Origin of the sequence: Arthrobacter sp. CAN_A214 (genome assembly GCF_015751955.1) — a bacterium.
Taxonomy (GTDB): domain Bacteria; phylum Actinomycetota; class Actinomycetes; order Actinomycetales; family Micrococcaceae; genus Arthrobacter_D.
Window position 1 is genome coordinate 367249 of sequence record NZ_JADOUU010000001.1, and the last position, 13205, is coordinate 380453.

Annotated in this window: 10 protein-coding genes; all 10 read left to right on the forward strand. The window is 68.4% G+C overall.

What is annotated here, in order from left to right; translation table 11 throughout:
* The first annotated feature begins 39 nt into the window (after positions 1 to 39).
* The gene (locus IWX65_RS01740; RefSeq protein ID WP_196880730.1) at positions 40 to 915 is read left to right on the forward strand and encodes an urea amidolyase associated protein UAAP1; all 876 of its coding nucleotides are present in this window, start codon (positions 40 to 42) and stop codon (positions 913 to 915) included.
* A complete protein-coding gene (locus tag IWX65_RS01745) occupies positions 912 to 1577 on the forward strand; it encodes an urea amidolyase associated protein UAAP2 (protein WP_196880731.1) in 666 nt (221 codons plus the stop codon). Before IWX65_RS01740 ends, IWX65_RS01745 begins: the two co-directional genes overlap by 4 nt.
* Entirely contained in the window at positions 1574 to 5314 is a 3741-nt protein-coding gene (gene uca / locus IWX65_RS01750) for an urea carboxylase (RefSeq protein ID WP_196880732.1), read from the forward strand. The genes IWX65_RS01745 and uca overlap by 4 nt, the downstream gene beginning before the upstream one ends.
* Positions 5311 to 7161, forward strand: coding sequence for an allophanate hydrolase (gene atzF, locus IWX65_RS01755; RefSeq protein WP_196880733.1), 1851 nt, complete (start codon positions 5311 to 5313; stop codon positions 7159 to 7161). The genes uca and atzF overlap by 4 nt, the downstream gene beginning before the upstream one ends.
* Before the next feature lie 264 nt (positions 7162 to 7425).
* A complete protein-coding gene (locus IWX65_RS01760) occupies positions 7426 to 8028 on the forward strand; it encodes a helix-turn-helix domain-containing protein (RefSeq protein WP_196880734.1) in 603 nt (200 codons plus the stop codon).
* Positions 8025 to 8765, forward strand: coding sequence for a B3/B4 domain-containing protein (locus IWX65_RS01765; protein WP_196880735.1), 741 nt, complete (start codon positions 8025 to 8027; stop codon positions 8763 to 8765). Before IWX65_RS01760 ends, IWX65_RS01765 begins: the two co-directional genes overlap by 4 nt.
* Positions 8766 to 8879: 114 nt before the next feature.
* Complete coding sequence (locus IWX65_RS01770; protein WP_334683577.1) at positions 8880 to 9809, forward strand: EamA family transporter; 930 nt, start codon at positions 8880 to 8882, stop codon at positions 9807 to 9809.
* 36 nt (positions 9810 to 9845) lie between these two features.
* A complete protein-coding gene (locus IWX65_RS01775) occupies positions 9846 to 10742 on the forward strand; it encodes a dihydrodipicolinate synthase family protein (RefSeq protein WP_196880736.1) in 897 nt (298 codons plus the stop codon).
* Positions 10720 to 12015 (forward strand): MFS transporter, encoded by a 1296-nt coding sequence (locus IWX65_RS01780; RefSeq protein ID WP_334683578.1) that lies wholly within the window; start codon positions 10720 to 10722, stop codon positions 12013 to 12015. The genes IWX65_RS01775 and IWX65_RS01780 overlap by 23 nt, the downstream gene beginning before the upstream one ends.
* An 82-nt stretch (positions 12016 to 12097) precedes the next feature.
* On the forward strand, positions 12098 to 13126 hold the full coding sequence (locus IWX65_RS01785) for a nitronate monooxygenase (RefSeq protein WP_196880737.1): 1029 nt from the start codon (positions 12098 to 12100) through the stop codon (positions 13124 to 13126).
* Positions 13127 to 13205 lie beyond the last annotated feature (79 nt).

Here is a 13205-nt window from a genome sequence, read left to right on the forward strand (position 1 = left end):
CCCGCTGCCGCACCTACCAACAGGATTGACAGGATCGATATGACACAGACCACTGAGACCCCGGCGGGCACGGCCACCACGGCCGGGGCCCGGGCCCACGCCCGTGACCAGCACAGCCGCACGGCGGACACCATGCTCCACGTTCCGGTCACGACCGCGCCCTTACAGATCACGGACACGCTACCCGACGGCGCCACCGATCGCCTCGTCTGGTCGGAGACGCTGGCCTTCGGCCGCTACACGACAATGCACCTGGCCCGTGGCAGCCGCCTCCGGCTGACGGACACGGGTGACGCCTGCGTGCACACCCTCCTGTACCGCGCAGGCGCCCTGCACGAACGCTTCAACGCTGCCGACACCGTCAAGGTCCCATGGCAGGCCTACCCCGGAACAGGGCATCCCCTCCTGTCCGACGCCGGCCGCGTCCTGGCCACAATCGTCGAGGACACCTCGGGCAGCCACGACGCACTGACCGGTGCCACCACCCTGGCCGGGAACACCGCGCGGTACGGAGCCGGGACGGCCCACAGCACCTCCCCGGCCGCGCGCGAACTGCTGGTCCTCGGCGCGCTCAAGAACGGACTCGGGCCAAGGGATGTCGCTCCGTCGCTCTCGCTCTTCAAGGGCATCCGGGTCGATCCCGACGGCAGCATCCGCTTCACCGGGAGCGCCGGACCCGGGTCATACGTGGACCTGCTGCTGCACCTGGACACCGTCGTCGTGCTGGCCAACACCGCGCACCCCCTGGACCCGCGCACCGACTTCACCGGCACCGCCGTGGAGATCGCCGCCTGGCGGTCTCCCGAGGACCTCGCCGCACTGGCCGGCGGAAGCCTGATCGGGCCGCTGGCGCCCGAACACCTTCAGGCACTGAACAACACCGAGCACGACTTCGCCGCAAGGAGCACCCGATGACCACCATCCTTTCGCAGCCGGCGAGCAACGTCGCCCTCGCACCCGGCGCCGTCGTCCTCGATGAGTACGTCGAAGCACGCGGCCCCTGGTCCGCCGTCGTTACCGCAGGTGATGTCCTCACCATCGTCGACCTCGACGGCAACCAGGCCGTCGACTGCCTGCTCTACGCCGCAGGGGACACCGCCGTCCGGTACTCCGCACCCGTGACCATCGCGCAGCAGCGCTCAATCGTCCTCACCACCGGTTCCGTGCTCCGCGCCGATACCGGCCTCGCCCTCATGACGGTCGTCGCGGACGAGGTGGGCGTACACGACACCATCGGCGGCGCCTGCTCGCAGGAATCGAACACCCTCCGGTACGGCCAGCACACCCGCGAGCAGCACGCCTGCGTGGAGAACTTCCTCATCGAGGGCTCCCGCTGGGGACTCGGCAAACGTGACCTCGTCTCCAACATCAACTGGTTCATGAACGTTCCCGTGGACCCCGATGGTGCCCTCGGGATCGTCGACGGCCTCTCCGCCGCCGGCAAGCGCCTGGCGCTCCGGGCCGAGGTGGACACCCTGGTGCTCGTCTCGAACTGCCCGCAGGTCAACAACCCCTGCAACGGCTTCAACCCCACGCCCGTCCGCATGATCGTCACACGCCCGGAGAGTACCCGATGAGCCGCTTCGATACCCTCCTGGTGGCCAACCGCGGAGAGATCGCCTGCCGCATCATCGAATCGGCCCGGAAGCTGGGCCTGCGCACGGTCGCCGTGTTCTCCGAGGCGGACCGCGGCGCACGCCACGTCCGGCTCGCCGACGAGGCCGTCCTCCTCGGCCCGGCACCGGCCAAGGAATCCTACCTGCGCGTCGACGCACTGCTCGCCGCAGCGGCGTCCACCGGTGCCGGCGCCATCCACCCCGGCTACGGCTTCCTGTCCGAAGACGCCGACTTCGCGAAGGCCGTCGAATCGGCAGGACTCGTCTTCGTCGGCCCCACGCCCGAGCAATTGCGCATCTTCGGCACCAAGCACACCGCCCGTGACGCCGCACAGGCCGCCGGTGTCCCCATGATCGCGGGCTCCGGTCTGCTCGACGGCGTCGACGACGCCCTGGCAGCCGGGGCGTCCATCGGGTTCCCGCTCATGCTCAAGGCGACCGGCGGCGGAGGCGGCATCGGGATGACCGTCTGCCGGACCGAGGAGGAACTCGCGGAGAGCTTCCCCCGGGTGGCCCGCCTCGCCGGAGCCAGCTTCGGCACGGCCGGTGTCTTCGCCGAGCGCTACGTGGAGAACGCCCGCCACGTGGAGGTCCAGGTCTTCGGCGACGGCGAGGGGCGGGTCGTCAGCCTCGGCGACCGCGACTGCTCCCTGCAGCGCCGGCACCAGAAAGTCCTCGAGGAAGCACCCGCACCGGACCTGCCGGACGACCTCCGCGAGGAATTGCACCGCAGCTCGCGGGCGCTGTGCGCCTCCCTCGGCTACCGCTCGGCCGGGACCGTGGAATTCGTCTACGACTCCCTGCGCCGAGAGGCCTCATTCCTCGAGGTGAATGCTCGCCTGCAGGTCGAGCACCCCGTCACGGAGTCGGTCACCGGCATCGACCTCGTCGAGTGGATGCTCCGCCTCGCACAGGGCGGACCCGACGCCGAGGCCGTCCTCGCCTGTGTCCCCGACAGCGTCCCGGTCTCCGGCCACGCCGTCGAAGCCCGGGTCTATGCGGAAGACCCCGCCCGCGGCTTCCAGCCCAGCGCCGGCACGATCACCAACGCCACCTACCCCGAGGCGGACCACGTCCGCGTGGACACCTGGGCCGAGACCGGCAGCGAGGTCTCCACCAACTACGATCCCCTCCTGGCGAAGATCATCACCTCCGGCAGCAGCCGCGACGAGGCCTTCGACCGGCTGGCCGGCGCCCTCACCGGCACGCGGATCGACGGCATCGAGACCAACCTCGGCATGCTGCGCGCCGTCAGCACCCTCGACGTCGTCCGCGCGGCAGGGCACTCGACCAGCACCCTCGACACGGTGGGCGACCCTGAACCGCGCATCACCGTGGAGCGGCCCGGGCTGCAGACCAGCGTGCAGGACTGGCCGGGCCGCACCAACCTGTGGCAGGTGGGCGTCCCGCCGAGCGGCCCGATGGACGACCTCTCCTTCCGGCTGGGCAACCAGGCCCTCGGCAACCCGGAAGGCGCCCCCGGCCTCGAATTCACCGTGACCGGGCCCAGCCTGACCTTCTCGCACGGGACCACCCTGTGCGTGACCGGCGCCGAAGTCCGCGTGACCGTGGACGGCGTCGAGGTCGCAGCCTGGGAACCGGTCACGGTCCCCGCCGGAGGAACGCTCGACGTCGGAACCGCGGAAGGTGCGGGCCTGCGCGGCTACATTCTGTTCGCGGGCGGCCTCGACATCCCGCTGTACCTCGGCAGCGCGTCCACCTTCACCCTGGGCCAGTTCGGCGGGCACGCCGGGCGCGTCCTCCGCACCGGCGACGTGCTTCGAACCGTGCAGACGGACGTGCCCGCCGGGGCTGCCACCCCGGTGGCGCTCGACGCCAGGCCCGCCCTGACCTCGCGGTGGGAGCTCACCGTCGTCGAAGGCCCCCACGGCGCCCCCGAGTTCTTCCAGCGGGAGGACATCGACGAGCTTTTCGCCACCGACTACGAGGTGCACTTCAACTCCGCGCGGACCGGCGTCCGGCTCATCGGGCCCAAGCCACGCTGGGCACGCAACGACGGCGGCGAGGCCGGCCTGCACCCCTCCAACATCCACGACACCGCCTACTCGGTGGGTGCGCTGGATTTCACCGGAGACACGCCCATCCTCCTCGGACCGGACGGGCCCAGCCTCGGCGGGTTCGTCTGCCCCGTAACGGTTGTGACCGCTGATCGGTGGAAGCTCGGGCAGCTCCGCCCTGGTGATACCGTGCGCTTCGTCCCCGTTCGGGCCGTCCAGGCACCCTCGCTGCGCGACCTCGGCCCGGGACGGCAGCTGATCCTGCCGGACTCCCCGGAGCTTCCATCCGGCGCGAGCACCTCCGCCCTGCACGGGCAGCTGCTTCGCGGCGGGGACGGCGACGACGGCGTGCTGGCGCGCGTCGCGGAGGAACCGGGCAGGCCCGCCGTGACCTACCGGCGCTCGGGCGATGACAACCTCCTCGTCGAGTACGGCGACATGGTCCTCGACCTCGGCCTCCGGGCGCGCGTGCACGCCCTGCACCAGGCCATCGCGCAGATGCGGCTCCCCGGCGTCGTCGACCTAACACCCGGGATCCGCAGCCTGCAGATCAAGGTGGACCCCTCCGCCCTGTCCACCCGCCGCCTGCTGCAGGTGGTCCAGGACATCGAGAGCGCCCTGCCAGCCAGTTCGGAACTCGTGGTGCCCAGCCGCTCGGTGCGCCTACCGCTGTCCTGGGACGACCCGGCAACCCGCGAGGCGATCGAGCGGTACATGGCCGGAGTGCGCGACGACGCCCCGTGGTGCCCGTGGAACATCGAGTTCATCCGGCGCATCAACGGGCTGGACTCGGTGAACGAGGTCTTCGACACCGTGTTCGACGCCGAATACCTGGTCCTCGGCCTGGGTGACGTGTACCTCGGAGCGCCCGTCGCCACTCCCCTTGACCCGCGGCACCGCCTCGTCACCACCAAGTACAACCCGGCCCGGACTTGGACACCGGAGAACGCCGTCGGCATTGGCGGTGCGTACATGTGCATCTACGGGATGGAGGGACCCGGCGGCTACCAGTTTGTGGGCCGCACCACCCAGGTCTGGTCGCGCTACGCCGACTCCGCACCGTTCGAGCCGGGATCCCCCTGGCTGCTGCGGTTCTTCGACCGCATCTCCTGGTACCCGGTCAGCCCGGAAGAGCTGCTCGACCTGCGCGCCGACATGGCGGCAGGCCGGGGCCGGGGCGTCGAGATCGAGGAGGGCACGTTCTCGCTCGCCGAGCACGAACAGTTCCTCGCCGAGAACAGCGAATCCATCGCGGAGTTCCGCGTACAGCAGTCTGCCGCCTTCGCCGTCGAACGCCAGGCATGGGCCGACGCCGGTGAATTCGACCGCGCCGATGCTGCCGCCGCCGTCGTGCCCGATACGGAGGACCTCGTGGTGCCCGACGGCGCCACGCTGGTCTCCGCGCCCTTCGCCGCCAGCGTCTGGAAAGTAGATGTAGCACCGGGCGACTCCGTACTGAAGGGGCAGCCCCTCGTCTCCCTCGAGGCCATGAAGATGGAGACCGTCCTCAGCGCGCCCTGCGACGGCCTGGTGCTGCAGGTACTTCCCATCGCTGGGTCCCAGGTCGTGGCCGGCGAGGCGCTGGTGGTCCTGGGCGCGTCACCTGAAAGGTTGCCCGAGCCGTCGACCGCGCCGGACCGGGAACCCCAAGCAAGCAAGACAGAAGAGGTAGCTGCATGAGCACCAAGGCAACCGCCCGCGTACGCGCGGCACTTGCGGCCATCGAAGCCGTGGACCGCCCCGAGATCTGGGTGACCCTGCGGACGGCGGAGGATCTCCTCGCCGAAGCCACCGCCGTCGACGCCCGGGTCAGCCGGGGCGAAAACCTTCCCCTGACGGGGCTGCTGCTCGCCGTGAAGAACAATGTGGACGTGGCGGGCATCCCCACCACCGCGGCCTGCCCGGGCTTCTCCTACCTCCCTGAGCAGGATGCAGAGGCGGTGCGTCGCCTGCGTGCCGCGGGTGCCGTGGTGCTGGGCGCGACCAACCTGGACCAGTTCGCCACCGGACTCGTCGGTACGCGCAGCCCCCACGGCGCTGTGCGCGATGCCCGCCGGCCAAAGTACATCTCGGGCGGATCCAGTTCCGGCTCGGCCGTCGCCGTCGCCCTCGGCCTGGTGGACATCGCCATCGGCACCGACACCGCCGGTTCCGGGCGGATCCCCGCCGGACTGCAGGGCATCGTGGGCATCAAGCCCACGCTGCACGTCGTCTCCACGGACGGCGTGGTCCCCGCCTGCCGTTCCTGGGACGCGGTGACCATCCTGGCCCGGGATCTGTCCATGGCCGAGCGGGCAATGGGCGTGATGGCGGGAGGTGCGCGCGCGTGGCCGTCCGAGGTTCGCCTCGCGGCCCCGAGTCGACCACGCGTCGCCTACCCTGCCGACCTACCTGAGCTCTCGTCCGCCTGGGCCGCTGAATTCAGCCGTCAGGTCACGCGGCTCGAGGCGGCGGGTGTCGACGTCCAGCCCCTTTCGATCGACCTGTTCCTGCAGGCCGCCCGCCTCCTCTATGACGGCGCCCTCGTCGCGGAACGCTATGCGGCCGTGGGCGCCTTCGTCGACGGCGCTCTCAGGGACGGCAATCCCGCCGGCCTCGACCCCACCGTCACCGGCATCATCGGCCGTGCAGGGACGCTCGCCGCCCACGATTACGTGGCGGACACGGCGCGGCTGGCGGACCTCAAGCGGGAAGCACTCGCTCACCTCGAGGGCTTCGACGCTCTCCTGGTACCCACAGCACCCCTGCATCCCCTCCTTGCCGAGGTGGCTGCGGATCCGGTCGGAGTCAACTCACGCATGGGCACCTACACGAACTTCTGCAACCTCTTCGACATGTGCGCGGTAGCCGTGCCGGTGGGCGAGGTCGAAGACGCCCAGTTCGGCGTGACCGTCGTCGGTCGCATGTTCGACGACGCCGTCGTAGCTGACATCGCCCGCCGGATCGAACGAACTCCTGCACCTCCTGCCCTGTTTGCCTCCGGAGCCGTCGGCCGGACAGATACCGGTCAACCATGGCCGCTGGCCGCAGGAGCAGCCGGCGTCCCGCTCGTCGTCGTCGGCGCGCACCGCCGCGGCCAGGTACTCGCCCGTGAGCTCGAGGAACTGGGCGGTTTCTGGGACGGTCCTGTACGCACGGCCGCCCGCTACCGGATGGTGGCGCTGGATACGCAGCCACCGAAACCGGGCGTGTACCGGTCGGACGAGGGCACGGAACTCGTCGCCGAACGGTGGATTCTCTCCGAAGCGCCACTCGGGCAGTTCCTGGCGGCGCTGCCCGAGCCCATGCTGCTCGGATCCGTGGTCCTGAATGACGGCACAACCGCCGTCGGTTTCGCCTGTGACGCTGTCGCCGCCGCTGCCGGCAAAGACATCACCCACTACGGCGACTGGCTCGCCGCAACAGCCTCGCCCCGGCCGGAGGATTCCGGGCGGAAGACTGCAGGACAGCGATCCCATGGCCCCGTCCGCGACTTCCTCCTGACAGCGCTCTCGCGCGGTTCCTACGCACCCACCAGGCGCCAGTAGTCGTGGCGGCTTTTACTGACGGGACCCGCCACCGGTGAGCAGAAGCGGAGCATAAATTTTGGCACTGAATATCGCTACAAAGAACGAGCATCTACGAGCGTATCGGCTGCGTCGACGACTCGTATAGCGAGAACCTTCGAATCCGCTACAGCACGGAATCGTGAGAAGACTTGTCTCGATGTCCTATGCGTCCAACTCGGAGGGCTGCTTAGATGTAAGGACGTCCAAGCGTTCAGTGCATTAAAAGTGCAGTATGATGCACTAATGGATACGAGCACTTCTGCCCTGGCGGCAGCAATCGGTGGGCGAGTGCGGCAGGAGCGGCAGTCGCGGGGGTGGACGCTGGACCAGCTGGCAGAGGCCGCGGGGGTGAGCCGACGAATGCTGGTCAATGTTGAGCAGGGTGCCGCGAATCCCAGCGTGGGGACGTTGTTGAGGCTCAGCGACTCTCTAGGCGTTGGATTGCCGGCGTTGGTGGAGTCGCCCCAGCCCAAACCGGTCAAGGTGATCCGGGGTGGTGAGGGTGCGGTGTTGTGGAGTGGGGAGTTCGGCGGCCGAGGGGTACTGGTGGCCGGTACCGAATCGCCGGACGTGGTGGAGCTCTGGGACTGGACACTGGGTCCGGCGGACCAGCACGAAAGCGAGGCTCACGCATCGGGCACGAAGGAACTGCTGCAGGTGCAGCAAGGCACGGTCACGGTGATCACCGCAGAGCAGTCCGTGATCCTTGAGGCCGGGGACGCACTCGCCTTCCCGGGCGACGTCGCCCACTCCTATACCAATCCGGGTACCGAACCGGCACGATTCTCCCTGGCGGTCTTCGAACCCGGTGTGGGGTCCGGACACCGGCCGGAGGTGACCCGATGACCGATTCGGGCGCCCTTCAGAAGTTCCTTGACGGCGTCGTCGTCGACGCAGCGGTGTTTTCGTTGCGGCCGGATTACCGTGCTGTCCTGCTGCCCGTCGACGGGCTCGTTCCCGGGCCGAGCGATGAGGCCAGTGAGGCACTGCTCCAGGCGGCGGAAGCCTCGGCCCGCGAAGCACTGGCCGGCCGGACCGTCGAGGACCTGCCGCACGTGGTTGCGTGGCGCGAGGCGTACAAGTCGTTCGGCGCGAAGCCGCAGCGCACACGCAACAGCCTGGAGGCCTTGCTGCGCCGCGCCGAAGCCGGGCTGCCCCGGGTCAACCGCCTCACCGATCTCTACAACGCCGTCTCGGTGCTCCACCAGGTTCCGCTGGGCGGGGAGGACCTGACCGGGTACGTCGGCGCGCCCCGCCTTGTCCGAGCCACCGGTGCGGAATCCTTCGACACCGTCGCGGGCGGTGTCCCCGTGGTCGAGCACCCCGATGCCGGCGAAGTCATCTGGTGCGACGACGCGGGGGTGACATGCAGGCGCTGGAACTGGCGCCAGGGACGCCGCACTCATCTGACGGACGACACCACGACAGCACTGTTCATCTTCGACGCACTCGAACCCATGAGCGATGAGGCGCTTCAGACGGCAGCTGATGACCTCGCCGCGCACCTGCTGCGCCTGGGCCCCGATGTCCGCATTGTCCGCCGATTGATCGCCAATGACATGACCCACCCCGAAGGAACCTGACATGCCCCTCCACCCGCACGCGCCTGCAACGCCTCAACATGACCGCCACTTCGGCACCGGTGACCGCGTGATCCGGGGTTTCCTGGGCTACAGGGCGATTCAGGACCGCCGGTCATGAGCACGCCCCTTTCCTCCCCTTCATTGGGCGTAAAGCCTCGCGCGGGGGTTCCAGTGCCGGCGTGGGGGCTGGCGGTGGGAGCGATGTTGTCGATCCAGCTCGGTTCCGCGTTGTCGATGGACATGATCGCGGCCGTAGGCCCGGCCGGCACCGGGTGGTTGCGCCTGAGTCTGGGGGCGCTCATCCTCCTGGCACTGGTCCGTCCGCCGCTGCGTGCTATCCGCCGCCGGGACGTGCCAACCCTGCTGGCCCTGGGTATCGCGACCGGTTTGATGTCCATCGCGTTCCTCGCCGCGATCGAGCACATCCCACTCGGCACGGCCGTCGCGATCGAGTTCCTGGGCCCGTTGACCGTCGCCGCCATCCGTAGCCACAGTGCGCAGGCGCTTATCTGGCCGGTCGTGGCGCTGGGCGGCGTCGTGCTGCTCACCGAGCCCTGGCACAGCGACTTCAACGCTGTCGGCGTCGGCTTCGCCGCTCTCGCGGCCCTCGCCTGGGCCTTCTACATTGTGCTCACCCAACGGATCGGTGACCGCTTCACCGGCATCGGAACGCTCTCTCTCACCGTGCCCATCGCGGCCATCACCGCTGCCGTCATCGGGATCCCGCAGGCCGCCGGGCACATCACGCCCGGGATCCTCGCCGCCGCGGCCGGGCTGGCCCTGCTGCTACCCGTCCTGCCGTTCGCACTGGAGATGCTCGCCCTGCGCCGGATGACGCCGACCGCGTTCGGGACCCTGATGGCCCTGGAACCGGCCCTCGGTGTCCTGCTGGGGCTGCTGATCCTGCACCAACAACCCTCCGCCTTCCAGTTCGCCGGGATCCTGCTCGTCGTCCTCGCCGGCGCTGCCGCGCAACGCGACGGCAAGCGTTACCAAGGCCTCGAACAGGCGGAGAACCACGCCGATCTCGACAGCATCCACTAGCTCGACAGCATCCAGTAGAAGGAGCGAACACGGACGATGTTCACCGGTTTGAGTGCTTTCCCCCTGACCCCACTGGTAGATGACGCGGTCGACGAGGCAGCTTTCGTCGGCCTGGTCGAACGGCTCACCGAAGCGAAGGTCGACTCGATCACCGTGCTTGGATCCACCGGCTCCTACGCGTATCTCAGCACGAAGGAGCGGAACCGCGTCGCCCGTATCGCCGTCGAGCACGCTGGCGGGACGCCGGTCTTCGTGGGTGTCGGGGCGCTGCGGACCTCGCACATCCTCGAGCATGCAGAGAACGCAGAGCAGGCGGGAGCTTCCGGACTCCTGCTCGCCCCGATGACCTATCAGCCCCTCACCGACGATGACGTGTTCGAGCTCTTCCGTACCGTCACTGAGCGCTCATCGCTGCCGGTCATCGTTTACGACAACCCCGGCACCACCCATTTCACCTTCACCACCGAGCTCTACGGGCGCATCGCTGAACTGCCCGGAATCGCGTCCATCAAGATCCCGGGAGTACTGGCCGAACCAGCCCAGGCAGAAGCCAGAGTCCAGGAAATCCGGGCCGTGGTGCCCGCGCACGTGACCATCGGGGTTTCCGGTGACGCCAAGGCCGTCGCCGGCCTGGCCGCCGGGTGCGACGCCTGGTACTCCGTCATCGGCGGGACCCTGCCCGCCCCCGCCCTGCGGATCACCCGGGCCGCCCTCGACGGAAGGACCTCCGAGGCGATGGCCGAGTCCGAACGCCTCACACCCCTCTGGCAGCTCTTCACCGAGTTCGGTGGAAGCCTTCGGGTCATTGCGGCCATAGCAGAACAGCTCGGACTGGCCACACGGTCGTGTCTGCCGCTACCCATCCAGGGACTCACCAAGGGCCAGCGCGCCCAGGTCGGCAGGGTCGTCGATGAGCTCCAGCTCCGGCAATAACGACCGCCCCGGCGTACCCCCACGAATGTCAGCCGGGTCTCTTCCCGACGATTTCCCCAGTGTTCAGTTCGGGGTTCAGTCCGGGAAGGGCCGCCGGGTGGGGGCGTTGGCGCGTTACGTCTTCGCCGCGACGCTGGTTCGCAGCGCTGACGGCGGAGCGGTCGTGGCCATCGTGCTCCTCGCACATGCCCAGGGGATGCCGGGCTGGGTAGCCGGACTCCTCGGAGCATCAATCACCGCACCCCACCTGCTGGGCCCGTTCATCGCACGACGCCTCGACACCGCCCGCGACGGGCGCACGGTGATCGCATTGTCCGCCGTCCTTCACGGTGTGTTGCTCGGCGCAGCCGCGTTGCTGCTGCCAGTCACAGGGGCGATCTGGCCGGCCGTGCTGCTCTTTGTCTCCGGCATCTTCGGTCCGATGCTCACCGGTGGGATCAGCAGCCGGCTGCCCTCCATTGCCGGCCCCGGGCAGCGCAGCCAACGCAGGGCACAAAGCTGGGACGTCGCCAGCTACGGACTCAGCGGAACCCTCGGGCCCGCAGCCGTGGCATGGATCGCGGCAACATCAGACCCACTCACCGCCACCCTGGTCCTGGCCGGTGCCGCCGTCGTCGGTGCCGGCGCCGTCCTCGCGCTTCCCAAACAGGAACCCCCCGGCAATCCGGAGGATGTCCCCTCGCCGGTACGGACACTACTCCTCATCTGGAACCGGGGTCCGCTGCGCCGTACGCTCGCGCTCACCGTGACCGTCGCCTTCTCAGTCGCCGCGCTACCCATCTACGCCGTCGCGGTGGCTCCAGCGTTCGGCGGGGCAGCAGCTGGCGGAACACTGGTCGCCGCGTACGGGATAGGTAATCTCCTCGGATCGGCAGGGCTCATGATCCGGCCACTGCGCCGCGACGCAGACCTCCTCATGAGTTCCCTCGCCGCCGTCGTCGCGGCGACACTGGTCCTGGTGATGTTCACCCCGACACTGACCACAGCCCTCCCCGCCTTCGCCCTGGCAGGGATCGCCAACGCGATGTTCTTCGCGGCGACACTCGCCGCACGCAGCGAGTACGCACCCACCGAGATCCGCGGGCAGGTCTTCATCTGGGTAGGCGCACTCAAGATCACCGCAGGATCCGCAGGGACAGCCGTTGCAGGGGCGGCCATCACGCACACCGTGTGGGCCCCACTTCTACTGGCGACAGTATTTACAGCAACAGCAGCGACCACTACGACCCTGCAACGACACCATTCACAACGGGCTAGCAACCAGAGTCCCTGATCCCACCAACGCCTCCGCCCAACCACAAGTGTGTAACAAACCGCCATCCCATAGCCATTGAGTCAGAAAAGGAGTCTTGCGCATGAGCCCGTCCCATACTGCATCCCTGCCGTTCGATCTGAAGCGACCGATTATCGGTGCGCCCATGGCAGGCGGGATCTCCACACCGGAACTTGTCGCTGCCGTCACCAACGCCGGCGGGCTGGGATTTCTCGCCGGCGGGTACAAGACACCCCATCAACTCGCCGAACAGATCATCGCGACAAGGGCACTCACCTCCGGCCCGATCGGGGTGAACCTCTTCGTCGTGGCCGCGAACGACGTCGACGAGCACGAGCTCGAGACGTACCGGCAGGAACTGAAGTACTACGCCGACCGGTACGGCATCGAGGTCGGCACACACAAATGGGACGACGACTCCTGGCACGGCAAGCTCGACGTTCTCCAGGACCTGAAACCCGACGTTGTCTCCTTTACTTTTGACTGCCCTGAAGTCGAGGTACTCGACGAGTTGAACGCGCTAGATATCCACACCGCGGTCACTGTCACTTCCACGGACGAAGCCCGTATAGCCGCCGAGCGCGGCGCACAGATCCTCATCGTGCAGGGAACCGACGCCGGCGGTCACCGGGCCACCTTCGACCCCGCCGCGGAACCCGGTACCGAACCACTTCCCGACCTGATCACCGCCATCAGGAACACCACCGACCTCTCCCTGATCGCAGGAGGCGGCATCAGCACCCGTGAACAGGTCCGCACTGTCCTCGATGCCGGTGCGGCCGCCGTCCAAGTCGGGACCGCCCTGCTCCTGGCGGATGAAGCAGGAACCAATTCAACTCACCGCTCAGCCCTGCAGGACCCGACATTCACCGAAACCAAGGTCACCCGGGCCTTCACCGGCAGGCCCGCCCGGGGCTTGCGGAACAGGTTCATGGACGAGCACGACCGCAGCGGACACGCCTACCCGCAGATCCACTACATCACCGCACCACTGCGCGCAGCAGCAGCAGCCAACAACGACCCGCACGCCTTGCATCTCTGGGCCGGCACCGGCTACCGCACCACCCACACCGGACCGGCAGCCGACATCATCGCCGACCTCACCCCCTGACACCTCAATACGGTGATGCTTCGGCATCGACACTTCAAAACATCCACTAGGTCTTTCGTACACATCGACATCCCTGACG

Coding starts and splice junctions, on each gene's coding strand:
- uca (WP_196880732.1), top strand. CDS start 1,574: ATGAGCCGCTTCGATACCCTCCTGGTGGCCAACCGCGGAGAGATCGCC.
- atzF (WP_196880733.1), top strand. CDS start 5,311: ATGAGCACCAAGGCAACCGCCCGCGTACGCGCGGCACTTGCGGCCATC.
- IWX65_RS01765 (WP_196880735.1), top strand. CDS start 8,025: ATGACCGATTCGGGCGCCCTTCAGAAGTTCCTTGACGGCGTCGTCGTC.
- IWX65_RS01770 (WP_334683577.1), top strand. CDS start 8,880: ATGAGCACGCCCCTTTCCTCCCCTTCATTGGGCGTAAAGCCTCGCGCG.
- IWX65_RS01740 (WP_196880730.1), top strand. CDS start 40: ATGACACAGACCACTGAGACCCCGGCGGGCACGGCCACCACGGCCGGG.
- IWX65_RS01775 (WP_196880736.1), top strand. CDS start 9,846: ATGTTCACCGGTTTGAGTGCTTTCCCCCTGACCCCACTGGTAGATGAC.
- IWX65_RS01760 (WP_196880734.1), top strand. CDS start 7,426: ATGGATACGAGCACTTCTGCCCTGGCGGCAGCAATCGGTGGGCGAGTG.
- IWX65_RS01780 (WP_334683578.1), top strand. CDS start 10,720: ATGAGCTCCAGCTCCGGCAATAACGACCGCCCCGGCGTACCCCCACGA.
- IWX65_RS01785 (WP_196880737.1), top strand. CDS start 12,098: ATGAGCCCGTCCCATACTGCATCCCTGCCGTTCGATCTGAAGCGACCG.
- IWX65_RS01745 (WP_196880731.1), top strand. CDS start 912: ATGACCACCATCCTTTCGCAGCCGGCGAGCAACGTCGCCCTCGCACCC.